The sequence below is a fragment of the Streptomyces sp. NPDC050161 genome (assembly GCF_044460025.1).
Taxonomy (GTDB): domain Bacteria; phylum Actinomycetota; class Actinomycetes; order Streptomycetales; family Streptomycetaceae; genus Streptomyces.
The window spans coordinates 18,268-39,191 of sequence record NZ_JBITJM010000012.1 but is presented as its reverse complement, the minus strand read 5'-3'; the positions used below and the strand labels follow the sequence as shown (position 1 = coordinate 39,191).

At 72.4% G+C, this 20,924-nt stretch carries 20 protein-coding genes; 9 read left to right on the top strand and 11 right to left on the bottom strand.

The annotated features are described in order from the left end of the window. Positions 1-54: 54 nt before the first annotated feature. Both ACIBK8_RS20410 and ACIBK8_RS20405 read right to left on the bottom strand, forming a co-directional pair. On the bottom strand, positions 55-273 hold the full coding sequence (locus ACIBK8_RS20410) for a DUF397 domain-containing protein (RefSeq protein ID WP_227050005.1): 219 nt from the start codon (positions 271-273) through the stop codon (positions 55-57). Next, positions 245-1,105, bottom strand: coding sequence for a helix-turn-helix transcriptional regulator (locus tag ACIBK8_RS20405; RefSeq protein ID WP_227050004.1), 861 nt, complete (start codon positions 1,103-1,105; stop codon positions 245-247). Before ACIBK8_RS20405 ends, ACIBK8_RS20410 begins: the two co-directional genes overlap by 29 nt. A 219-nt stretch (positions 1,106-1,324) precedes the next feature. On the opposite strand from ACIBK8_RS20405, the gene ACIBK8_RS20400 reads away from it, so the two are divergent. Both ACIBK8_RS20400 and ACIBK8_RS20395 read left to right on the top strand, forming a co-directional pair. Then, positions 1,325-1,792, top strand: coding sequence for a VOC family protein (locus tag ACIBK8_RS20400; protein ID WP_399043223.1), 468 nt, complete (start codon positions 1,325-1,327; stop codon positions 1,790-1,792). A 135-nt stretch (positions 1,793-1,927) separates the two neighbouring features. Then, positions 1,928-2,950 (top strand): DUF4190 domain-containing protein, encoded by a 1,023-nt coding sequence (locus tag ACIBK8_RS20395; RefSeq protein WP_399043222.1) that lies wholly within the window; start codon positions 1,928-1,930, stop codon positions 2,948-2,950. Here ACIBK8_RS20395 and cseC read toward each other — a convergent pair. The 5 genes from cseC to ACIBK8_RS20370 form a co-directional block, all read right to left on the bottom strand. Continuing rightward, on the bottom strand, positions 2,928-4,229 hold the full coding sequence (cseC, locus tag ACIBK8_RS20390; protein WP_399043221.1) for a two-component system sensor histidine kinase CseC: 1,302 nt from the start codon (positions 4,227-4,229) through the stop codon (positions 2,928-2,930). The genes ACIBK8_RS20395 and cseC overlap by 23 nt on opposite strands. An 8-nt stretch (positions 4,230-4,237) precedes the next feature. Next, the gene (gene cseB / locus ACIBK8_RS20385; RefSeq protein ID WP_399043220.1) at positions 4,238-4,948 is read right to left on the bottom strand and encodes a two-component system response regulator CseB; all 711 of its coding nucleotides are present in this window, start codon (positions 4,946-4,948) and stop codon (positions 4,238-4,240) included. Positions 4,949-4,957: 9 nt separating this feature from the next. After that, complete coding sequence (locus ACIBK8_RS20380; RefSeq protein WP_399043219.1) at positions 4,958-5,626, bottom strand: hypothetical protein; 669 nt, start codon at positions 5,624-5,626, stop codon at positions 4,958-4,960. 160 nt (positions 5,627-5,786) lie between these two features. After that, the gene (locus ACIBK8_RS20375) at positions 5,787-6,401 is read right to left on the bottom strand and encodes a SigE family RNA polymerase sigma factor (protein ID WP_393686523.1); all 615 of its coding nucleotides are present in this window, start codon (positions 6,399-6,401) and stop codon (positions 5,787-5,789) included. A gap of 296 nt (positions 6,402-6,697) precedes the next feature. Then, the gene (locus ACIBK8_RS20370; RefSeq protein ID WP_399043218.1) at positions 6,698-7,657 is read right to left on the bottom strand and encodes an A/G-specific adenine glycosylase; all 960 of its coding nucleotides are present in this window, start codon (positions 7,655-7,657) and stop codon (positions 6,698-6,700) included. 219 nt (positions 7,658-7,876) lie between these two features. On the opposite strand from ACIBK8_RS20370, the gene ACIBK8_RS20365 reads away from it, so the two are divergent. After that, positions 7,877-8,434 carry a pyridoxamine 5'-phosphate oxidase family protein gene (locus ACIBK8_RS20365; protein WP_399043217.1) on the top strand — a complete coding sequence of 186 codons (558 nt, stop codon included), beginning with the start codon at positions 7,877-7,879 and terminating at the stop codon, positions 8,432-8,434. 60 nt (positions 8,435-8,494) lie between these two features. Here ACIBK8_RS20365 and ACIBK8_RS20360 read toward each other — a convergent pair whose 3' ends face one another. Further along, positions 8,495-9,103 (bottom strand): phosphatase PAP2 family protein, encoded by a 609-nt coding sequence (locus tag ACIBK8_RS20360; protein ID WP_399043216.1) that lies wholly within the window; start codon positions 9,101-9,103, stop codon positions 8,495-8,497. Positions 9,104-9,389: 286 nt separating this feature from the next. On the opposite strand from ACIBK8_RS20360, the gene ACIBK8_RS20355 reads away from it, so the two are divergent. Together ACIBK8_RS20355 and ACIBK8_RS20350 are read left to right on the top strand one after the other, a co-directional pair. Continuing rightward, positions 9,390-10,208, top strand: coding sequence for a hypothetical protein (locus ACIBK8_RS20355; RefSeq protein WP_399043215.1), 819 nt, complete (start codon positions 9,390-9,392; stop codon positions 10,206-10,208). A 104-nt stretch (positions 10,209-10,312) separates the two neighbouring features. Then, positions 10,313-11,305 carry an NAD-dependent epimerase/dehydratase family protein gene (locus ACIBK8_RS20350; RefSeq protein WP_399043214.1) on the top strand — a complete coding sequence of 331 codons (993 nt, stop codon included), beginning with the start codon at positions 10,313-10,315 and terminating at the stop codon, positions 11,303-11,305. Between the two features lie 107 nt (positions 11,306-11,412). Here ACIBK8_RS20350 and disA read toward each other — a convergent pair whose 3' ends face one another. Together disA and radA are read right to left on the bottom strand one after the other, a co-directional pair. Continuing rightward, positions 11,413-12,537 carry a DNA integrity scanning diadenylate cyclase DisA gene (disA, locus tag ACIBK8_RS20345; RefSeq protein WP_227049993.1) on the bottom strand — a complete coding sequence of 375 codons (1,125 nt, stop codon included), beginning with the start codon at positions 12,535-12,537 and terminating at the stop codon, positions 11,413-11,415. Positions 12,538-12,661: 124 nt separating this feature from the next. Continuing rightward, on the bottom strand, positions 12,662-14,089 hold the full coding sequence (radA, locus tag ACIBK8_RS20340; RefSeq protein WP_393686517.1) for a DNA repair protein RadA: 1,428 nt from the start codon (positions 14,087-14,089) through the stop codon (positions 12,662-12,664). A gap of 208 nt (positions 14,090-14,297) precedes the next feature. Between radA and ACIBK8_RS20335 the strand changes: the two genes are divergently transcribed. Beyond that, a complete protein-coding gene (locus tag ACIBK8_RS20335) occupies positions 14,298-15,962 on the top strand; it encodes a sigma-70 family RNA polymerase sigma factor (protein ID WP_399043213.1) in 1,665 nt (554 codons plus the stop codon). Between the two features lie 30 nt (positions 15,963-15,992). Here the strand turns inward: ACIBK8_RS20335 and ACIBK8_RS20330 are convergent, their stop codons facing one another. Further along, complete coding sequence (locus tag ACIBK8_RS20330; RefSeq protein ID WP_399043212.1) at positions 15,993-16,850, bottom strand: hypothetical protein; 858 nt, start codon at positions 16,848-16,850, stop codon at positions 15,993-15,995. Positions 16,851-16,907: 57 nt separating this feature from the next. Between ACIBK8_RS20330 and ACIBK8_RS20325 the strand changes: the two genes are divergently transcribed. The 3 genes from ACIBK8_RS20325 to ilvD all read left to right on the top strand — a co-directional run bounded on the left by ACIBK8_RS20325 (position 16,908) and on the right by ilvD (position 20,748). Then, positions 16,908-17,840 carry a Ppx/GppA family phosphatase gene (locus ACIBK8_RS20325; protein ID WP_399043211.1) on the top strand — a complete coding sequence of 311 codons (933 nt, stop codon included), beginning with the start codon at positions 16,908-16,910 and terminating at the stop codon, positions 17,838-17,840. Between the two features lie 38 nt (positions 17,841-17,878). Beyond that, on the top strand, positions 17,879-18,691 hold the full coding sequence (locus tag ACIBK8_RS20320; protein WP_393686709.1) for a sugar phosphate isomerase/epimerase family protein: 813 nt from the start codon (positions 17,879-17,881) through the stop codon (positions 18,689-18,691). Between the two features lie 206 nt (positions 18,692-18,897). Continuing rightward, entirely contained in the window at positions 18,898-20,748 is a 1,851-nt protein-coding gene (ilvD, locus tag ACIBK8_RS20315; RefSeq protein ID WP_393686513.1) for a dihydroxy-acid dehydratase, read from the top strand. The last annotated feature ends 176 nt before the right edge of the window (positions 20,749-20,924 follow it).

Below are 20,924 nucleotides of genomic sequence, written 5' to 3'. Positions count from 1 at the left end.
GGAAGCGGCCCCCGGTATTCGGGGGCCGCTTTTCCGTGCGCTGCGGGACTCCGGTCAACTGCCGGACAGGCCACCGTCCTTGACGGCCGAGATGAACGTGGACCAGCCGGCCGCCGGGAAGACGAGCGCCGGGCCGTGCGGGGCCTTGCTGTCGCGGACGGGGACGAGGCCGGGGAGGTCGTCGCGGACCTCCAGGCATTCGCCGCCTTCAGCGTTGCTGTAGCTGCTCTTGCGCCAGTGGACGTCACTCAAGTCGAGTGTTGTGACTGCCATTTCGGAACTCCTCTGCCGCCTTCTCGATCCGGGCCAGGGACGCCGTAGGGGACAGCGCGGCGGCCCGAAGCAGATCGTACGACCTTCGGTAGTCCCTCACGAGCGGCGGATAGTCGATGGTTTGGCCGCTGTGATCGCCCTCCATGTAGACGAGTGGTGGGGCGTCCGGGAAAGTCATGATCCTCAGCAGCCCCATCATGAGGGTGTGGTCGCCCTCCGATTCAGGGAGGATCTGCACAACACCCTTGCTGGACCGCATCACTTGGGCGATGTGTTCAAGCTGCTCGGCCATCTCCTTCGGCGTGAGCAGCGGTCGGCGAACCAACGACTCGTCCAGTACCGCCCAGAACGTGGCCCGGTCGGGTTGCTTCCAGAACTCGGCACGCGCCATCCGCGCACGGACGCGTTTCTCGATGGTCTCGGGAGAGACCCACCATGCTGCGGATTTCGCGATCTTCGTGGCGTACGCCTTGGTCTGGAGCAGCCCCGGCACGAGGAAGGGGGCCCACTCCTCAATCGTCGCGGCGGATTTCTCCAGCTCTGGGATGCTCGCGAAGTAGGTCGGATGCCCGACCAGCCGCGCCTTCTGCACCGCCGTGCAATGCCGCTCGAAGAAGCCGTTCGTGCCGAGCTTCTTGTCGACGTGGACGGCGAGATCCTTCGGCATGCCGCGTTCGCCGCGTTCGATCTGGCTGAGGAAGGACAGGCCCCGGAAGCTGCCTTCCACCAACTGCTCCAGGGTCAAGCCCGCTTGCTCCCGCTGGAAGCGCAACTCGGCGCCGTAGAAGCACGGGACGCTCACCGACGCGTCGGTGTCCTTGCGAGGAGGCACAACTCACCGCCACTCATTGCGGGTTGCCCGCTGCAACCCCGTTCCCGGCCACGTTACGCCGCACGGCAGCGCTGCGTGAGAGATGCGTCACGATGCGTAGCGCAGATGCGGATGCGCAACGCGGCGGGCCGTTGTCAGTGGTGCATGTCAGCATCGAGATGTGACCGCGCTCACGACGGGCGGCGGGCGAGCGGTGACGCACGGCAGGAGGAGAGAGTCATGATCAAAGGTCTCGCGATCAGCACCGTCTGGGTGCTCGACCAGGATCGCGCCAAGGAGTTCTACACCGAGAAGCTCGGGCTCGAAGTCCGTACGGACATGCGGATGGGCGGCGAGCAGGGCATGCGCTGGCTGACGGTGGGGGCCAAGGATCAGCCGGGGGTGGAGCTGACGCTGATGGTGCCGGGCGGGGCGGGTATGGACGCGGAGTCCGCCGAGGCGTTGAAGGGGCTGGTGCGCAAGGGGCTGCTGGGGTCGGGTGTCCTGACGACCGATGACGCGTATGCCGAGTACGCCACGCTCAAGGGCCGGGGTGTGGAGTTCCTTCAGGAACCGCAGGCACGGCCGTACGGCATCGAGGCGATATTCCGCGACGACTCGGGCAACTGGTTCTCGCTGACGCAGCCGAGCGAGCAGCTCGATCTGGACAAGGAGTGGGGTGAGTGCGTGGACGGGGAGGCGAGCTGAGGCGGGGCGCGCGGGCCGCCGGTGGGCGTGGCCGATGTCGAGGGCGCGGAGCTGTCCGAAATTAGGCAATGAACGGGCAAAAGTGCCTGGTAATGTCGCCAGTTCGTCTCTTTCGGCCTAATTCGAGGACTGCGCATGACCGTGCCCACTCCGCCCGACGACCAGAAGCCCGGCGGTCAGATACCTGACGGTCAGAAGCCTGGTGAGCAGGGAGCGGGGGACTACAACCCGTGGAGCCCGCCGCCGCCCGGAGCGGCTCCTGTCGACCGGGAGCCGTACCCGATGCCGATGGCGCCGATGTGGGCGCCGCAGCCGCGCAACGGCATGGGCGTCGCGGCCCTGGTGCTCGGCATCTGCGGTGCCGTGCTCGGCCTGTTCGTCTTCCTGTTCTGGATGTCCTGGCTGCCGGCGCTGCTGGCCGTGATATTCGGCTTCGTCGGGCTGAGCCAGGTGCGCAGGGGCCTGGCGACGAACAAGGGCATGGCCGTGACCGGTGTGGTGCTGGGTGTGGTCGGGCTGCTGGCCGCGGTCGGGGGCGGCGTCTTCAGCATCATCGTGGTGGACAAGGCCGTCGACCACGCGCGCACGACGATCAAGGAGGCGGAAGCCTCCGCGTCGGCCGAGGCGGAGTCCGAGGAAGCGGCGGAGAAGGCCCGGCATCTGTCCTTCGGCCAGTCGTACACCTTCGACGACGGTCTGAAGGTCACGGTCGCCAAGCCGGAGCCGTTCACCCCGGACGCCTACGCCCATGGTCACGCCAAGGGCAACAAGGCGATCGAGGTGACGGTCACGGTCGTCAACGCCGGCAGCGAGCGGATCGCGGTCGAGACCGGGCTGCCCGACGTCAACGACGCCGACGGAGCCTCGGCGTCGCTGGTGATCGACGGAAGCGGGCGGCAGAAGGTCATCACCGGCTACGTCCTCCCCGGCAGGAAGGCCGTCGGGAAGTACGCCTTCTCGCTGCCCGCCGATGCCGCCGACAGGGCCGAGGTCGAGTTCAGCCCGGACGCCGGCCGGTGGGATGACGCCTACTGGAGCGGCTCCCTGAACGGGAAGGGCAAGGGCAAGGGGGACGGAAAGGGGGCCGGTGGAACGGGAGCCGGAGAGGAGCCCGCGGGGCCGCCGGCCCAGCAGGTCAGCGGTCCGGCAGGTGGATGACGGGGAAGCTGCCGGTGGCCGTCGGCGCGTTCTCCGGCAGCCACAGGACGGAGACGGCGCCGGTCGATCCTTCGGCGGCCTCGTCGGCGTTGCGGAAGGTCAGGCGGGCACCTAGGACGCGGGCCTGACCTGCGGCGATGGTCAGGCCCAGGCCGTGGCCGCGGCCCGCGCGGTCGCTGCTGCCGGTGCGGAAGCGGCTCGGGCCCTCGCGCAGCAGCGCCTCGGGGAAACCGGTCCCGTGGTCGCGTACCCGCAGCACCCGGCCTTCGACGGTCACCTCGATCGGCGGCTTGCCGTGCCGGGTGGCGTTGGCGATGAGGTTGCCGAGGATGCGTTCCAGGCGACGCGGGTCGGTGGTGACCTCCGCGTCGCGGACGATCTCGACGCCGACGTCGGTGTTCAGGGACCGCACCCGGCGGCGGACGAACTCGCCGAGGGCGACGTCCTGCAGCTCGGCGCGCTCCGCGTGACCGTCGAGGCGGGCCACTTCCAGGACGTCCTCGACGAGGGTGCGCAGCGCCTGCGCCCGGTCCCTGACGAGTTCGGTGGGGCGTCCCGGCGGCAGCAGCTCGGCCGCGGTGAGCAGTCCGGTGACGGGGGTGCGCAGCTCGTGCGCGATGTCGGCGGTGACCCGGCGCTCGGCCTCGATGCGCTTCTGGAGCGCGTCGGACATGGCGTCGACGGCCCAGGCCAGGTCGTCCGTCTCGTCCCGGATCCGGCCGCCGACCTCGTCGCGGATCCGGACGGATGTGTCGCCGTCGGCGAGCTTCCCGGCGGCGGCTGCCGCCTTGCGCAGCCGCTGGGAGAGCCGGCCGCCGACCAGTACGCCCAGCGCGCAGCCGCCGACCACGACCGCGACCGACCCGATGAGCAGTGCCTGGTCCAGGTCGTCGAGTACGGCGAACCTGTCGGGGAAACGGTTGTGGATCGACAGCACCCGGTCGTTGCCGAGCGGGGCGGCGGCCCAGACCTCGGGGGCGGTGTCCCCGGTGTCCTGGAGGTAGGTGGCGCGCTTGTAGCCGGTGACTTCCTTGCGCAGCTCGGGCGGCAGCGCGGGATCGTCGATCTTCGCGCCGAACTGCAGCCGGCCGGTCGACTCGAACATCCGCTGGACGATGTCGAGACGGTCGACCTGGACGTCCCGGCTGTTGTCGAGCATCGAGACCCGGGCGGCGTTGTGCACGACGATGCTCAGCGCGATCGCGACCAGCGCTCCGACGAGCGCGATGGCGGCGCTGAGCTTCCACCTCAGGCCCGTGCGCAGGGCCAGCCTGACCACCGGGCCCGTCAGCCTCTCAGCTTGTAGCCGAAGCCGCGGACCGTCTCGATGCGGTCCTGGCCGATCTTGCCGCGCAGCCGCTGGACGTGGACGTCGACGACCCGGGTGTCACCGCCCCAGCCGTAGTCCCAGACCCGCTCAAGCAGTCGGTCGCGGGAGAGGACCGTGCCCGGCGCGTCGGAGAACTCCAGCAGCAGGCGCATCTCGGTCGGCGTCAGCGCGACCGGCACACCGTCTTTGCGGACCTCCATGCCCTCGGTGTCCACCTCAAGATCGCCGAAGCGCAGTATCGCCTCGGCGGGCTCCGGTGCGTCGGCCGTGCGGGCGCCCGCGCCGTCCGGCCCGCTGGCGTGCCCGAAGCGGCGCAGCACGGCGCGGATCCGGGCGACCAGCACCGCACCGTCGAACGGCTTGGTGACGTAGTCGTCGGCGCCGGCTTCCAGGCCGAGCACCACGTCGATGGAGTCGGCGCGCGCCGACAGCATGATCACCGGCACCGTGGACTCGTCCCGGATCCGGCGGCACAGGCTGACGCCGTCCAGCCCCGGCACCATGACATCCAGCAGCGCGATATCGGGCCGGTCGGCGCGGAACGCCTCCAGGCCCGCGAGCCCGTCGGGCATCGCGGTGACCACGAACCCGTCGCGTTCCAGGGCGAGTTGGGTGGCCTCGCGGATGACGTCGTCGTCCTCGACGAAGAGCACATGGGTGTCGGCCATGCGGTTGTCTCAACCCTCCGATGCGTTGCCGTCTTCGGGCTCGGTGCCGTCGACGCCGGTCTTGCTGTAGTCCGTGTGGGACCGCGCGAACTCGGTGAAGCGGTCCTGGGACCAACGGTAGGTCGTCACGTCCTCGCCGGACGGACAGCACACCTTGTCACCACTGCCGTAGGTCTGCTTCGAGATCTCCAGGTCGCCCTTGTTGACCCCGGCGGAGACCGACGGCTGTTCGTTGCTGAACACGTTGTCATACCCGTCGGTCCCGCCGTGCGCATCGTCGTCCTTGCGGTAGACGTACGAGCCGATGCCCATGGAGTCCGCGCAGGTCATGACGTTCACGATGACGTCGGGAACCTTGCTGCCGGTCACCGACGCATAGGTCACCTCGACCGGATACTCGTCGGCGGCGCAAGGTTTGGCGAGGGTCCGCTTCACGTCCGCGCCGACTTTCGGGTCCTTCTTCAGCAGGCCGACCGCGTCGACCTTCTTGTACCCGGCGGTGGCGGACGGGCTGGGGGACGCGGTCGCCGCGCCCCGGGGCGGCGTGCCCGGTGTGGGCCCGGCCGAGCCCTCGCTGCGGACGCCTCCGCCGCCGGGATTGCAGCCGGCCAGCAGCAGGCCGACGGCGGCCACCCCCGCTGTGGCTGCGCCGCCTCTGGTCAACCTGTCCCTGGTCAACCTGTTCCTGGACAATCCGCTCCTGCTCACCGTGCTGCTCGCACAGCCGCTGATCCTGCCGCTGTTGCTGTTGTGGTGGCACCGGCGGGCGCCCGGTCGGATGCCGTGGCCGGTGTGCTGCTCAGTGTGGTGCGCCGTGCGCGGCGCCGTACGCCGCCCGTCAGGCCGCGCACCGCTCCTGCTCCTGCTCGCCACGCTCCAGCATCCGCGCGTCGATGTCGCGGTTCGCCAGTTCCTGACGCAGCCGGGCCAGGGCGCGGTGCAGCGTGCTCTTGACGGTACCGGTCGACATGCCGAGCGCGGCAGCGGTCTCCTCGGTGCTCATCTGCTCCCAGTGTCGCAGGACGACCACGCTGCGCTGCTTGGGAGCGAGCACGCCGAGGATGTCCATCAGGAGGGCGCGGTCGGCGCGCTGCTCGGTGCCGTCGTCGACGCTCGCGTCGGGGAGCTGCTCGGTGGGCACCTCCTCCAGCTTGCGGGCCCGCCACCACTCCGTCCGCGTGTTGATCATGACGCGGCGGAGGTAGGCGTCGGCCAGCGACTTGTCGGCGATGCCGTCCCAGCGGCCGTACGTGCGGACCAGGGCCGTCTGCAGCAGGTCCTGGGCGTCGACGGGGTCGGGCACCAGCCGCCGGGCGCTGCGGAGCAGGGCCTCCTGCCGCGTCCGTACGTACTCTTCGAAGTCCAGTACCTTGCCGCCGCTGGTCGCCATCCCGACGCCTCCGATCCGCTTGCGCTTCCCCACGTTGACCGTGCCGGTGGTCGTCTCCAGCACGAGAAGGACGCTACGGAGGGGGTGTTGCGGCGTAATGTGCGTCGGCCCCACAGGCAGTGCACGGAAAACCCTCGGTTGTGTAACAGCGGGCCGAGGGTCCTCCTCCGGAGGGACGGCGGGGCCCGGGGCGTCATCCTCCGGGGGGACGACACCCCCCGCCGGAAGACCGACGGGCCGTTTTCCGGGGGGCGTTCGGCGAACCGGGGGTCCGGGGGCTTCGGAGCGGGCCGCGGGACGGACGGAGGGACGCACCCGCGGGTGCGTCCCTCGTTCCCCTCAGGGGCAGGCGCGCCGCGTTACGTCAGCGGCAAACGGTAACGGCCACCGTGCAGCGGTTCCACCAGACCGTCGGCGACGAGTCCGTCCAGAGCGCGGGCCCGCTGCACCGGTTCGTCCCACACCGCGTCGAGCATCACCTGCGGCACCGGGTGGACCGCCTCGCGCAGCACGGCGAGCAGCTTGCCGCGCACCTGGCGGTCGGTGCCCGCGTAGCTCTGGGTGCGGCGCGCCGGGCCCTCGTGCGCCGGGGATCCGGCCAGCCGCCAGGCGCACTGCGCGGCGATCGGGCAGCGTGCGCACTCAGGGCCGCGCGCCGTGCACACCAGCGCACCCAGTTCCATCGTGGCCGCCGCCCACTTCGCCGCGACCTCTTCGTCGTCGGGCAGCAGCGCGCGGGCGAGCTTGCGTTCGGCGGCGGTGGTGGCGTTCGGCGGGTACTGGCGGCCGGCCACGGCGCGGGCGAACACCCGGCGCACGTTGGTGTCCAGGACCGCGTGCCGCTGTCCGTACGCGAAGGAGGCGACGGCCGCGGCGGTGTACTCGCCGACGCCGGGCAGCGCCAGCAACTGGGCGTGCTCGCGCGGCACATCGCCGCCGTGCCGCTCCTGTATGGCCGATGCGGCGGCGTGCAGGCGCAGGGCGCGCCGCGGGTAGCCGAGCCGGCCCCAGGCGCGGACGGCCTCGCCCGGTGCCTCGGCGGCCAGGTCGGCGGGGCGCGGCCAGCGGGCCAGCCACTGCTCGTACACCGGCAGCACGCGGCTGACGGGTGTCTGCTGGAGCATGAACTCGCTGACCATCACGCCCCAGGCGCCGGCCTCGGGGCGGCGCCAGGGCAGATCACGGGCATGGGCGTCGAACCAGGCGGTGACGGGGCCGTGCAGTCCGGTCCCGTCGGTGGCGTCCGCGGCCGGTGCGGCGGCGGGCGCGGGAGTGGCGGCGGTGGCAGTGGCAGCGGGGGAGACAGGCGTCGAAGTCATGGCACCGCCGATGGTGACACGAGCGGCGGCGCCCGGGAAACGCGCCGGGCCGCGCCGTCGCGCGCCCACCCGCACGCGGGACGGTCCGGTACGTACGGGTGGCCGCTTACCGGCGGTACGCGGCCGGGCCCGCGCCGTCCCGCACGGAGCCGGTGCGCGCCGGCCGCGGCCCGCGCGCGAGGATGCGACCAGGGGCGAAGCGGGAGAGGAGTGGCAGGGATGCCGGGCGAGGCGAGCGAGGCGGAGGAGATGGACGGGATGGACGAGATGGGCAGGGCGGGCGAGATGCAGGACGCGGGCCGGAGCGGTGGCTGTCCGGAGGAGATTCTGCGGGCGCTGGCCGATCACACGACGCTGACGCTGGCGTACGGCGACGCGGACGGGCCGCAGGCGTGTGCGGTGCTCTACGCCGCGGGCGGCGACACGGCGGGCCCGGTGGCGTACTTCGTCACCTCGGGTACGACCCGGCACGGCAGGGCGCTGCGGCAGCCCGGTGCGCGGGTGGCGTTCACGGTGCAGCGGGACGGCCAGGAGTGGACCGCGCTGACCGGCCTCCAGGGGCGGGGCCGCTGCCGTGTGCTGGCGGGCGACGAGAGGGCGGCCGGCTGGGCCGCGTACACCGGGCGGTTCCCGTTCGTCGCGGCGGACGAGCGGCTGCGCGCGGCCCTGGAGCGGACCGAGCTGTGGGAGCTGCGCCCCGACTGGCTGCGGCTGATCGACAACGGCCGGGGCTTCGGACACAAAGAGGAGTGGCGGCCGGCGACCGCCACTCCGTAGAAAACCCCCTGCGCGGTGTCACGCGGCCCGTTCCGCCGGCGGGCGCGTGACGGATCCGCGCTACACCGCCGCGTGCGAGCCCCGCTGCGCCTCGACCAGCGGGCGCAGCGGCCCGGAGCGCAGCCGCAGCACCAGCGCCGTCATCGGCCGCCTGAGCAGCAGGATGGTCAGGGCGGCGAGCACCGCGCCGAAGGCGAGGCCGACGGCCACGTCGTGCGGGTAGTGGACGCCGACGAAGACCCGGGAGAAGCCGGTCAGCAGGGCCACCGGCACCGCGAGCCAGATCGCGGCCCGCCAGGCGATGGCGATGCCGACGGCCAGGGAGGCGGCGATCACCGAGTGGTTGCTGGGGAAGGACCAGTCGCCCTCGGCCGGGCACGTCGCGATGGAGGCCGCCGCGTGTGCCACCGCACGGCAGGGACGCTCCTCCTCCACCATGCCCTTGACGATCTCGCTCAGGACGTACGCGACGACGGTGCCGACCGGCACCAGTATGGCGAGGGCGACGGCGCGCGGGTCGTGCCGACGGGACCGCCACCATCCCAGGATGGCCAGCGCCATCAGGAGCAGAATCCCGCCTTCGGTGCCGGCGTCGGCGAAGGAATGGACCCATCCAGGGGTGCCATGCGCGAAGTCGGTGACGTCGCGATAGAGATCGGTGCTGTTCATGAGGGACGACGGTACGTAATGCCGGGGCCTGATCGCACCTGAACGACGTCCGGAGGGCGTTCCGGCGAACACCGGGTGGGGATCGGGTGACGTTCCGTGCCGGGGTGGTGGCCGCCCGGAGGTGTGTGGCGGCGGGGCGGAAGGGGTGGGAGAGGCGGGGGCGGAGCCGGGAATCGGGTGGGAATCGGGTCCGCGGACCCGGATCCGGGCCGATCATGGGAAAAGTTGCCGTTCTGTGCGGCGGGTACTGGCCGGTGTGCCCGGGGTTCTCTCGTAGAGTTTCCGCGTGGGATCACTGCGCAATCCGATCGGGCCGCTCCCCTCCTCCATCTACTGGCGGCGGAGGGCCGTTGCGCTGGGCATCTTCGCGCTGCTCGCCCTCCTGGTGGTGTGGCTCCTCAACTTGGGCGGGGACAGCGGCAGAACCAACGCCGAGAGCAAGGGCCACGACGGCTCGGGGCCCGCGACGTCCATCACGCCAGGTCCCTCGTCGACAGGACCGGCGATCAGTCAAAAGCCGGGCGGGCGCGACGAGTCGGGCAGCGGCGGCGGTGACGGCGGCGGTTCGGGGTCGGGCGGCGGCTCGGGTGCGGGCGGCAGCGGCGGTTCCGGTGGCGGCGCGGGCGCGGGTTCCGGCGGTTCCGGTGGCACGCCGATCGGCGAGGGCACGGGCGGCGGCGCGGTGGCGGCCGGCGGCTCCCTCGCGAACTGCGCGGACGGCGGCACGGAGTTGGCACTGCACAGCGTCAAGGACTCCTACCGGCCCGGCGAGAAGCCGAAGTTCGAGCTGACGGTCAAGAACACCGCGGGCGCCGACTGCAAGGTGGACCTCGGCGGCAAGGCCGCGGTGCTCACGATCACCGACACCGCGGGCGACGACCCGGTGTGGGCATCCGACGACTGCCCCGCGGGCTCCACCGCCGCGCCGGTGAAGATCCCGGCGCACGGCTCGCTCCAGCGCACCGTCACGTGGGACCGCAAGGTGAGCCACCCGAACTGCGCGACGTCGAGCGCGACGGCCGTTCCTGCGGGCAAGTACCAGATCGAGGCGAAGGTGCCGGGGCTCGCGGCGGCCCGTACGTCGTTCGTGCTCGCCAAGGACTGAACGGGCCCGTCCGGAGCGGCCTCCTCCGGTTGTTCCGCTCGTAGGGGATCCGCCCACAGCGTGCAGGGCCCCGCGGGCCGCGGGCCGTGCGGCACAGTCGCGGCATGAGACTACTGATGCTGGGCGGAACGGAGTTCGTCGGCCGCGCGGTCACCGAGGCGGCGCTGGCCAGGGGTTGGCAGGTGACGGTGTTCCACCGCGGGCACCACGCGCCGCCACCGGGCGCGACGGCGCTGCACGGTGACCGGAGCACGGCGGCGGGCCTCGCGGGCCTCGCGGCGGGCGAGTGGGACGCCGTCGTCGACACCTGGAGCGGCGCGCCGGTCGCGGTCAGGGACGCGGCGCGGCTGCTGGCGGACCGGGCGGGCCGCTACGTCTACGTCTCCAGCAGGTCCGTGCACCCGTTCCCGTGCGCCGCGGGACTCGACGAGAGCGGGCCGCTGGTGCCTGGCTCGTCCGACGCCACCACGGCGGACGACTACGCGCAGGCCAAGCGGGGCGCCGAGATCGCCGCCGCCGAAGCCTTCGGCGACCGGGCGGTGCTGGCCCGCGCGGGGCTGATACTCGGCCCGTACGAGAACATCGGGCGGCTGCCGTGGTGGCTGAACCGGATCGCGCGCGGCGGCCCGGTGCTCGCGCCAGGGCCCCGCGAGCTGCCCCTCCAGTACATCGACGCCCGCGACCTCGCGGAATGGCTGCTCGATGGCATCGGGGACGGCATCGCGGGCGGCCCGTACAACCTGGTCAGCGCGCCGGGGCACACCACGATGGGCGAACTGCTCGACCACTGCGTGCGGGTGACAGGCGCGGACGCGGAGCTGCGCTGGGCGGCGCCGGACGCGGTGCGGGCCGCCGGGATCCAGCCCTGGACGGAGCTGCCGGTCTGGCTGCCGCCGGGCGAGGCGCACGACACGCTGCACCGCGGGGACGTGTCGAAGGCGCTGGCCACGGGGCTGCGGTGCCGGCCCGTGGGGGAGACGGTGGCGGACACCTGGGAGTGGCTGCGGTCGCTCGGCGGGGTGGCGCCGCAGCGTCCTGGCCGGCCGCCGGTCGGCCTGCCGCCGGAGAAGGAGGCGGCGTTCCGGGAGAAGGGGTGACGGGGGTGACGGGCTGAACGGTGTGACGGGCTGAACGGTGGGGCGGGCGGGGCCTGTTGGGGCGGCGCCCCGTACCCGCCCCGGAACGTTTCGCCCGGGTGTCCGTCTCAGACGTAGCGTTCGAGGATCGACGACTCGGCGAGGCGGGACAGGCCCTCGCGGACCGAGCGGGCGCGGGCCTCGCCGACGCCGTCCACCGCCTGGAGGTCGTCGACGCTCGCCGCCAGCAGCTTCTGGAGGCCGCCGAAGTGGTCGACGAGGCGGTCGATGACGGCGCCGGGCAGCCGGGGGACCTTCGCCAGCAGCCGGAAGCCGCGCGGCGAGACCGCCGAGTCCAGCGTCTCGGGGGAGCCGCTGTAGCCCAACGCGCGGGCCACGATGGGGAGTTCGAGAAGCTCGGTGTGGCTGAGCGCGTCCAGCTCGGCGAGGGCTTCGGCGACGGTGCGGGAGCGCTTGGCGGTCGGCTCGGGGACGTAGTCGCGGACGACCAGCTCGCGCTCGGGCTCGACACCGGCGATCAGCTCGTCCAGCTGGAGCGTCAGCAGGCGGCCGTCGGTGCCCAGTTCGACGACGTACTCGGCGATTTCGGTGGCGATCCGGCGGACCATCTCCAGGCGCTGGGCCACGGCGGAGACGTCCCGCACCGTCACCAAGTCCTCGATCTCCAGAGCGGAGAGGGTGCCGGCGACCTCGTCCAGGCGGAGCTTGTAGCGCTCCAGGGTCGCCAGCGCCTGGTTCGCGCGGGAGAGGATCGCGGCCGACTCCTCCAGGACGCGGCGCTCGCCGTCGACGTACAGGGCGATCAGCCGCATCGACTGGCTGACCGAGACGACGGGGAAGCGGGCCTGGATCGAGACGCGCTGGGCGGTGCGGTGCCGGGTGCCGGTCTCCTCGGTGGGGATGGAGGCGTCCGGCACCAGCTGCACACCGGCCCGCAGAATCTTGCTGATGTCCTTGTCGAGCACCAGCGCGCCGTCCAGCTTGCACAGCTCCCGCAGCCGGGTCGCGGTGAACTCGACGTCCAGCACGAAGCCGCCGGTACACATCGACTCGACGGTCTTGTCGAAGCCCAGCACGATCAGCCCGCCGGTGTTGCCGCGCAGAATCCGCTCCAGGCCGTCGCGCAGGGCGGTACCGGGAGCGACCGCGCTCAGCGAGGCGCGCATCAGGGCGTCGGTGCCGGAGCTCCCGCCGGACCTGCCGGGAGACGATGCCCGGTCGTTGGCTGCCACTGCACTCCTCCGTCGCAAGGTCTGTCGGTCCGCAGGCCGCCCGGCCCCTGCTGCGGCGGACGTACCAGGGAGCGTACGTGTGCCGACGGCAAGACTGCGGCGTTGGGCGAGACCAGGGCAAAGTCTACCGGCGGACCTCCCTCTCCTGCGGGGGCTCTTCCTGCGGGGCCGCTCGCCGCGCCCGCTTGGGCAGCACGCGCAGTGCCTCGCCGACATCGGCGACCTCCAGGACCCGCATGCCGTCCGGGATCCGGCCGGGATCGGACGGGACCAGCGCGTGCGTGAAGCCGAGGCGGGCGGCTTCGGAGAGCCTGCGCTGCACGCCGGTCACCCGCCTGACCTCGCCGGCCAGGCCGACCTCGCCGATGGCGACGAGGTTCTTCGGCAGCGGGGTGTCGCTGGCCGCGCTGGCCAGGGCGAGCGCCACCGCGAGGTCGGCGGCCGGTTCGGTGAGCTTCACCCCGCCGACCGTGGCGCTGTAGATGTCGCGCTTGCCCAGGGCGCTGATCCGGCCGCGCTGTTCCAGGACGGCGAGCATCATCGACACCCGGGAGGTCTCCAGGCCGGACGTCGTACGCCGCGGCGAGGGGATCTGCGAATCGACGGTGAGCGCCTGGACCTCGGCGACCAGCGGGCGGCGGCCCTCCAGGGTGACGGTCAGACAGGTACCCGGCACGGGCTCGGCACGGCGCGTCAGGAAGAGGCCCGAAGGGTCGGCGAGGCCGGTGATGCCCTCGTCGTGCAGCTCGAAGCAGCCGACCTCGTCGGTGGTGCCGTAGCGGTTCTTGACGCCGCGGACGAGGCGCAGCCTGGCGTGCCGGTCGCCCTCGAACTGGAGGACCACGTCGACGAGATGCTCCAGCAGGCGCGGCCCCGCGATGGCGCCGTCCTTGGTGACGTGGCCGACCAGGAGGGTGGCCATGCCGCGCTCCTTGGACGCCCGGATGAGGGCGCCGGCGACCTCGCGGACCTGGGCCATGCCGCCGGGCGCGCCGTCGATCTCCGGGGAGGCGACGGTCTGCACGGAGTCCAGGACGAGCAGCGAGGGCTTGACGCTGTCCAGGTGCCCGAGTACGGCGGAGAGGTCGGTCTCGGCGGCGAGGTAGAGGTGGTCGTCGATCGCCCCGATGCGGTCGGCGCGCAGCCGGACCTGGCTCGCGGACTCCTCGCCCGTGACGTAGAGCGTGGGGTGGTCGCCGGACGCGGCCTTGGCGGCGACGTCCAGGAGGAGGGTGGACTTGCCGACACCAGGCTCGCCGGCCAGCAGCGCCACGGCGCCGGGGACGAGACCGCCGCCGAGCACGCGGTCCAGCTCGGGCACGCCGGTGGAGCGCGCGGTGGCCCGCCGCCCGTCGACCTGGCCGATGGGCACCGCGGCGGTGGTGACCCTGCCGGGAGCGGTCGTCCGCACCGCCGGGGAGCCGCCGGTCTCCTCGACCGTGCCCCACGCCTGGCATTCAGGACAGCGGCCGAGCCACTTCGCGGTGGTCCAGCCGCACTCGGTGCAGCGATAGGAGGGGCGCTCCTTGGCCGACGTTTTACGGGTTGCCATGCGGCCACCGTAACCGTGGGGTGTGACAACGACGGCCGCTGCGCCGACCGGGTGGCCCGCGGCGGGCCCGGGGCGCGCCTGCCGCGCGGGCGGCATGGGCGGAACGAGTGGTTCCTGTCCCCTTTTGAGTGAGATGGTCACTCGTAAGGGTCAAATGTGTGCCCGGAGAGGGAGCACCGCTGCATCATCCGCCTACCGTCGCCGGGTGATGAGCAGGCCCGAGCACCCCACGCACACCACCGGCGCACCCCGGTCGCGCGGCACCGCCCAGCGCCACCCAGGTGGCCCAGCCCGCGACGACCACCACTCAAGCCCCGATCGCCACACCCGTCACGACACCCCCCAACGCCCCTACGAGCCGTATCTGGACGGGCTGTTCACGTATTGCCTGTCCGTCCTGTGCGCGCACGACGCGGCGAGCGCCGTGCTCGGCGAGACCCTCGCGCTCGCCGAGCGGCAGCAGGGCAAGCGGCCGGGACCGCCGCTCTACCGTCCCTGGCTCTACGCGCTCGCCCGCTGGGCCTGCCTGCGACGGCTCGCCGAGTCCGCCGCGCCGGACGCCGACGCGGACCCCGAGGCGGAGCGGCGCGAGCTGGCCGTCCTGGCCTGGCCCGAGGCCGCGGGCACCACACCCGAGCAGCGCGAGGCGCTGGAGCTCTCGGTACGCCACCGCCTGGAGGCCGACGAGGTCGCCGCGGTACTCGGCACCGAACCCGCCGCCACCCACGCCCTGCTGGCCGCCGCCTCCTGCGAGGTCGAGCGGACCCGGGCCGCGCTGGCCGTCGTCGAACGCGGTCGCTGCCCCGACGTGGCGCGGCCGGCGGGCGACTCCCAGATGCTGCTCGGGGCCGCGCTGCGGCGGGAGTTGGTGCGGCACGTCGACGAGTGCGCCGAGTGCCGGCGTACCGCGGAGCGGGCCACCGCCGCGGGCCCCTGGCCCGGCACCGCGCCCGCGGCCCAGGGTGCCCTGCCGCTGGTCGAGGCGCCGCGGGAGGCCGTGTTCGGCGCGCTGGCCGCGGCCAGGCGCAGCCGGTCGGCGCGTGCCGAGGGGGTGGCGGGCGCCGGGACCGCGGCAGGCGGCAGGCGCGCGGGCCGCAGCGGTTGGCCAAACGGTTCTCCTCGCTACGACCGGGCGGGATTCCCGGTCGGCCCCACCGACCGCGCGGCCCGCCGCCGCCGACTGCGCAGCCGTGCCATGACGACCACCATCGTCGCCACGGTCCTGGCCGCGCCGGTGCTCGCCCTGTGGGCCGCCTACCGCAGCGCCCCGATGACCGGCGAGTCGGATCCCTCGCAGTCGGTGACCGCCCGCGACGTGGACACCTCCCGGCTCGACGGCCGCCCGTACGAGAACGCGGGCAACGCCAGCAGGACGCCGCAGCCGAGGTTCCTGGCCGGCGGCAGGACCCCCGACGTCTCGGTCGAGGTGGCAGGCGAGGGCGGCTCCCCGCCGCCGCCCGGTGGCGGTCCCGGCCGGCTGACCGTCGCCGCGCAGCCGAGCGGCGGGACCACCGTCATCACCCTCAGCGCATCCGGCGGCGCTCCGGTGCGCTGGACGGCCGCCACCGCGGCGTCGTGGCTCCACATCAGCCGTACGGCCGGTGAGTTGAAGCCGGGGCAGACGGTGAAGGTCACGGTCTCCGTCGATCACGACCAGGAGCCCGCGGGCCACTGGCGGAACCGGGTCGTGCTGGGCCCCGGCGGCGCCGCCGTCACGATCGAGGGGCACGGCGCGAAGGACCCGGGCCCCGGCCGGAGTGACACGGCGCCGGCGCAGGCCGAGCCGGCACCCGAGCCGAGCGGCACGGCCCCGCACGGCCCCGGTCCCGGCAGCCCTTCGACCCTGCCTGCCACCGGGGAGGCACCGCGCTGACCTGCGGCCGGCCGGGACGCGGCCGGCCCGTCAGTCCTTCGGGGGCTTCGGGGCCACCGGCGGATCCGCCGGGTGCGGCGCCATCGGCAGCGTCGCCGCCAGCCGCTCCTCGCACAGTTCGACGAGCTTGGCGTACGCCTTCTTGCCCATCAGCTCGGTGAGTTCGGGCTTGTAGGAGACGTAGACCGGGTCGCCCGCGCCGTGCGCCGAGGTGGCGGACGTGCACCACCAGTGCAGGTCATGGCCGCCGGGGCCCCAGCCGCGCCGGTCGTACTCGCCGATCGTCACCTGGAGGATCCGGGTGTCGTCGGGCCGGTCGATCCAGTCGTACGTGCGCCGCACCGGCAGCTGCCAGCAGACGTCCGGCTTGGTCTCCAGCGGCTCGCGGCCCTCGCGCAGCGCGAGGATGTGCAGCGAGCAGCCGGCGCCCGCGGCGAAGCCGGGCCGGTTCTGGAAGATGCACGAGCCGTTCCAGCGCCGGGTCTGCCGGTCGCCGTCCTCGTCCTCCTCGATCCAGCCGGACTCGGTGCCGACGTCGTGGAACTGCCACAGCTCCGGCGTGAGACGGGCCACACTCTTGGCGACCCGCTCCTCGTCCTCCTCGTCGGAGAAGTGCGCGCCGAGCGTGCAGCAGCCGTCGTCGGCCCGTCCCGCCGCGATGCCCTGGCAGCCGCTGCCGAAGATGCACGTCCAGCGGGAGGTCAGCCAGGTCAGGTCGCAGCGGAAGAGCTGCTCGTCGTCGGACGGGTCGGGGAAGGTGACCCAGGCACGGGCGAAGTCGAGGCCGACCTCGTCGGCCGTGGCCCCCTGCGCCGCCGCTTCGCCGGCCTGCCGCTTTGCGTCCTTCTTCAGGGATTTATCGCGCTTCGCCTTTTTCGTCTTAGCCACGTCTCCAGCGTAAGGCGGCGTGACTCCTCCTCCTGCCACCGCAGTAGGTTTCCCCGTATGAGACTCGGTGTCCTCGATGTGGGTTCGAATACGGTCCATCTCCTGGTGGTCGACGCGCACCCGGGCGCGCGTCCGCTGCCCGCGTACTCGCACAAGGCGGAGCTGCGGCTCGCCGAACTGCTGGACGCGGACGGCGCGATCAGCGACGCGGGGGTGGACAAGCTGATCGCCACCCTCCACGAGGCGATCGAGGTCGCCGAGGACAAGGGCGTCGAGGACGTGCTGCCGTTCGCCACCTCCGCGGTCCGCGAGGCCGCCAACGGCGAGGACGTGCTGCGCCGGGTCGCCCAGGAGACCGGTGTCGAGCTGCGGGTGCTCTCCGGTGAGGACGAGGCGCGGCTCACCTTTCTCGCCGCCCGGCGCTGGTTCGGCTGGTCGGCGGGCCGGCTGCTGGTCCTGGACATCGGCGGCGGCTCCCTGGAGATCGCGTACGGCCTGGACGAGGAGCCGGACGCGGCGGTGTCGCTGCCGCTCGGCGCCGGCCGGCTGACCAGCGGCGCACTGCCGGGCGATCCGCCCGGCGCGGACGCCATACGGGCGCTGCGGCGCCGGGTGCGCGCCGAGATCGCGAAGGTGGTGAGCGATTTCACCCGCTACGGCGCCCCCGATCACGTCGTCGGCACCTCCAAGACCTTCCGGCAGCTGGCCAGGATCGCCGGTGCCGCCCGCTCGGGCGACGGGCTCTACGTCCTGCGGGAGCTGGAGCGCAAGAAGCTGGAGGAGTGGGTGCCGAAGCTGGCGGCGATGCCCGTGCAGGAGCGGTCCGGGCTGCCCGGGGTGTCCGAGGGCAGGGCGCCGCAGCTGCTGGCGGGGGCGCTGGTGGCGGAGGCGGCGATGGACCTCTTCGGCGTGGAGTCGCTGGAGATCTGCCCGTGGGCGCTGCGCGAGGGCGTCATCCTGCGCCGGCTCGACCACCTGCCCCCGGGCTGAGCAAAGCGGCCCGTACGCTGTCCCTCGTGACAGAGCCAGTGGTGCGCATCCCGGATGCGAAGGTCGCGCTGTCCACGGCTTCGGTCTACCCGGAGTCGACGGCGACGGCCTTCGAGATCGCCGCCCGCCTGGGCTACGACGGCGTCGAGGTCATGGTGTGGACCGACCCGGTCAGTCAGGACATCGACGCGCTGCGCAGGCTCTCCGACTACCACGGTGTGCCGGTGCTCGCCGTGCACGCGCCGTGTCTGCTGATCACCCAGCGGGTGTGGTCGACCGACCCGTGGGTCAAGCTCCAGCGCGCGAAGAACGCCGCGGAGAAGCTGGGGGCTTCCACGGTCGTGGTGCACCCGCCGTTCCGCTGGCAGCGCGGCTACGCGCGGGACTTCGTGCGCGGGGTGTGGCGCATGGAGGGCGAGACGGACGTGAAGTTCGCCGTGGAGAACATGTACCCCTGGCGCTACCGCGACCGCGAGATGCTGGCGTACGCACCGGACTGGGATCCGACGCAGGACGACTACCGGCACTTCACCGTCGATCTCTCGCACACCGCCACTTCGCGCAGTGACGCGCTGGCGATGGTGGACCGGATGGGCGACCGGCTGGCCCACATCCACCTCGCCGACGGCGACGGCTCCAACAAGGACGAGCACCTGGTGCCTGGCCGCGGCAGCCAGCCCTGCGCCGACCTGCTGGAACGGTTGGCCACCAGCGGCTTCGACGGGCACGTGGTGATCGAGGTCAACACCCGGCGCGCGATGTCGGCGGCCGAGCGCGAGGCGGATCTCGCCGAGGCGCTGGCCTTCACCCGGCTCCATCTCGCCTCGCCCACGTGGGTGCCGGGGTCGTGAGCCGGGGCCCGTCACCGGCGGGTGGCGGGCCGTCCGCACTCCGGTCATCCGTCTCACATTGCGGAGGCGCTGTCCGGATCGCGGATCGGGAGCGTAATCTCGGGTTCAGCTGATAGAGGACGGCTGCTATATGACGCCGCCCGCCCCGGCACGGTCCGGCGGCGGACGCGGCGGTCGTTCGGACGAATCCCGAGGGAGTGACCATCGTGCCCGATCTGAGGTCCCGCACCGTTACCCATGGCCGCAACATGGCAGGCGCCCGAGCCCTTATGCAGGCCAGCGGCGTAGCGCGCGAGGACTTCGGCAAGCCGATCATCGCCGTCGCCAACAGCTTCACGGAGTTCGTGCCGGGCCACACCCACCTCCAGCCCGTCGGCCGGATCGTCTCCGAAGCGATCCACGCGGCAGGCGGCATCGCCCGCGAGTTCAACACCATCGCGGTCGACGACGGCATCGCCATGGGCCATGGCGGGATGCTCTACAGCCTGCCCTCCCGTGACCTGATCGCCGACTCCGTCGAGTACATGGTCGAGGCGCACTGCGCGGACGCGCTGATCTGCATCTCCAACTGCGACAAGATCACCCCGGGCATGCTGATGGCCGCGATGCGCCTGAACATCCCGACCGTCTTCGTCTCCGGCGGCCCGATGGAGGCGGGCAAGGCCACCCTCGTCGACGGCACCGTCCGCAAGCTCGACCTGATCAACGCGATCTCCGACGCGGTCAACGAGAACATCTCGGACGAGGACATCCTCCGTATCGAGGACAACGCCTGCCCGACCTGCGGCTCCTGTTCCGGCATGTTCACCGCCAACTCCATGAACTGCCTGACGGAGGCCATCGGCCTCTCCCTCCCAGGCAACGGCTCCGTGCTGGCCACCCACACCGCCCGCAAGGCGCTGTACGAGAACGCCGGACGCACCGTCGTCGAGATCACCAAGCGGCACTACGAGCAGGACGACACGACCGTCCTGCCGCGCACCATCGGCTCCCGCGCCGCCTTCGAGAACGCCATGGCCCTGGACATCGCCATGGGCGGCTCGACCAACACGATCCTGCACCTGCTCGCCGCCGCCCAGGAAGCCGGACTCGACTTCGACCTGGACGACATCAACGCGGTCTCCCGGCGGGTGCCCTGCCTGGCGAAGGTCGCCCCGAACGTCGCGCCGGGCGGCACGTACTACATGGAGGACGTGCACCGGGCGGGCGGCATCCCCGCCATCCTCGGCGAGCTGTACCGCGCCGGGATGCTCAACGAGGACGTGCACACCGTGCACAGCGACTCCATGGCCGAATGGCTCAAGACCTGGGACGTGCGCGGCGGTTCGCCCTCGGCCGAGGCCGTCGAACTGTGGCACGCGGCCCCCGGCTGCAAGCGCTCGGCGACCGCCTTCTCGCAGTCCGAGCGCTGGGACTCGCTCGATGTGGACGCGGCCGGCGGCTGCATCCGCGACCTGGCGCACGCGTACTCCGCCGACGGCGGTCTGGCGGTCCTCAAGGGCAACATCGCCGAGGACGGCTGCGTCGTGAAGACCGCGGGTGTCGACGAGTCGATCTGGACCTTCGAGGGCCCGGCCGTGGTCTGCGAGTCGCAGGAAGAGGCCGTCGACAAGATCCTCGCCAAGCAGGTCAAGGAGGGCGACGTCGTCGTCATCCGCTACGAGGGCCCCAAGGGCGGCCCCGGCATGCAGGAGATGCTCTACCCGACGTCCTTCCTCAAGGGCCGCGGCCTGGGCAAGGCGTGCGCGCTGGTCACCGACGGCCGCTTCTCCGGCGGCACGTCCGGTCTCTCCATCGGCCACGCCTCGCCGGAGGCGGCATCCGGCGGCACCATCGCCCTCGTCGAGGACGGCGACCGCATCCGCATCGACATCCCCAACCGCTCGATCGAACTCCTCGTCAGCGACGTCGAGTTGGAGTCCCGCCGGCTCGCCCTGGGCGGCGTCTACGCCCCCAAGCAGCGCGAACGCAAGGTCTCCCAGGCCCTGCGCGCCTACGCCGCCATGGCCACCAGCGCGGACAAGGGCGCGGTGCGCGATGTGAGCAAGCTGGGCTGAGACCCGGGGAACGAGTGGAGGCCCCCGTCGGGTGACGGGGGCCTCTTGCCGTTTCCGGGGCCGGGCGGGCTTTTGTACATCACCCTACGATTCACTCCACTGGGTTAAAACCATATGCTCCCGGCACATCGATAAATAGTCGACGGCTGTGTGGGTATAGAGCCGAATGAGTACGA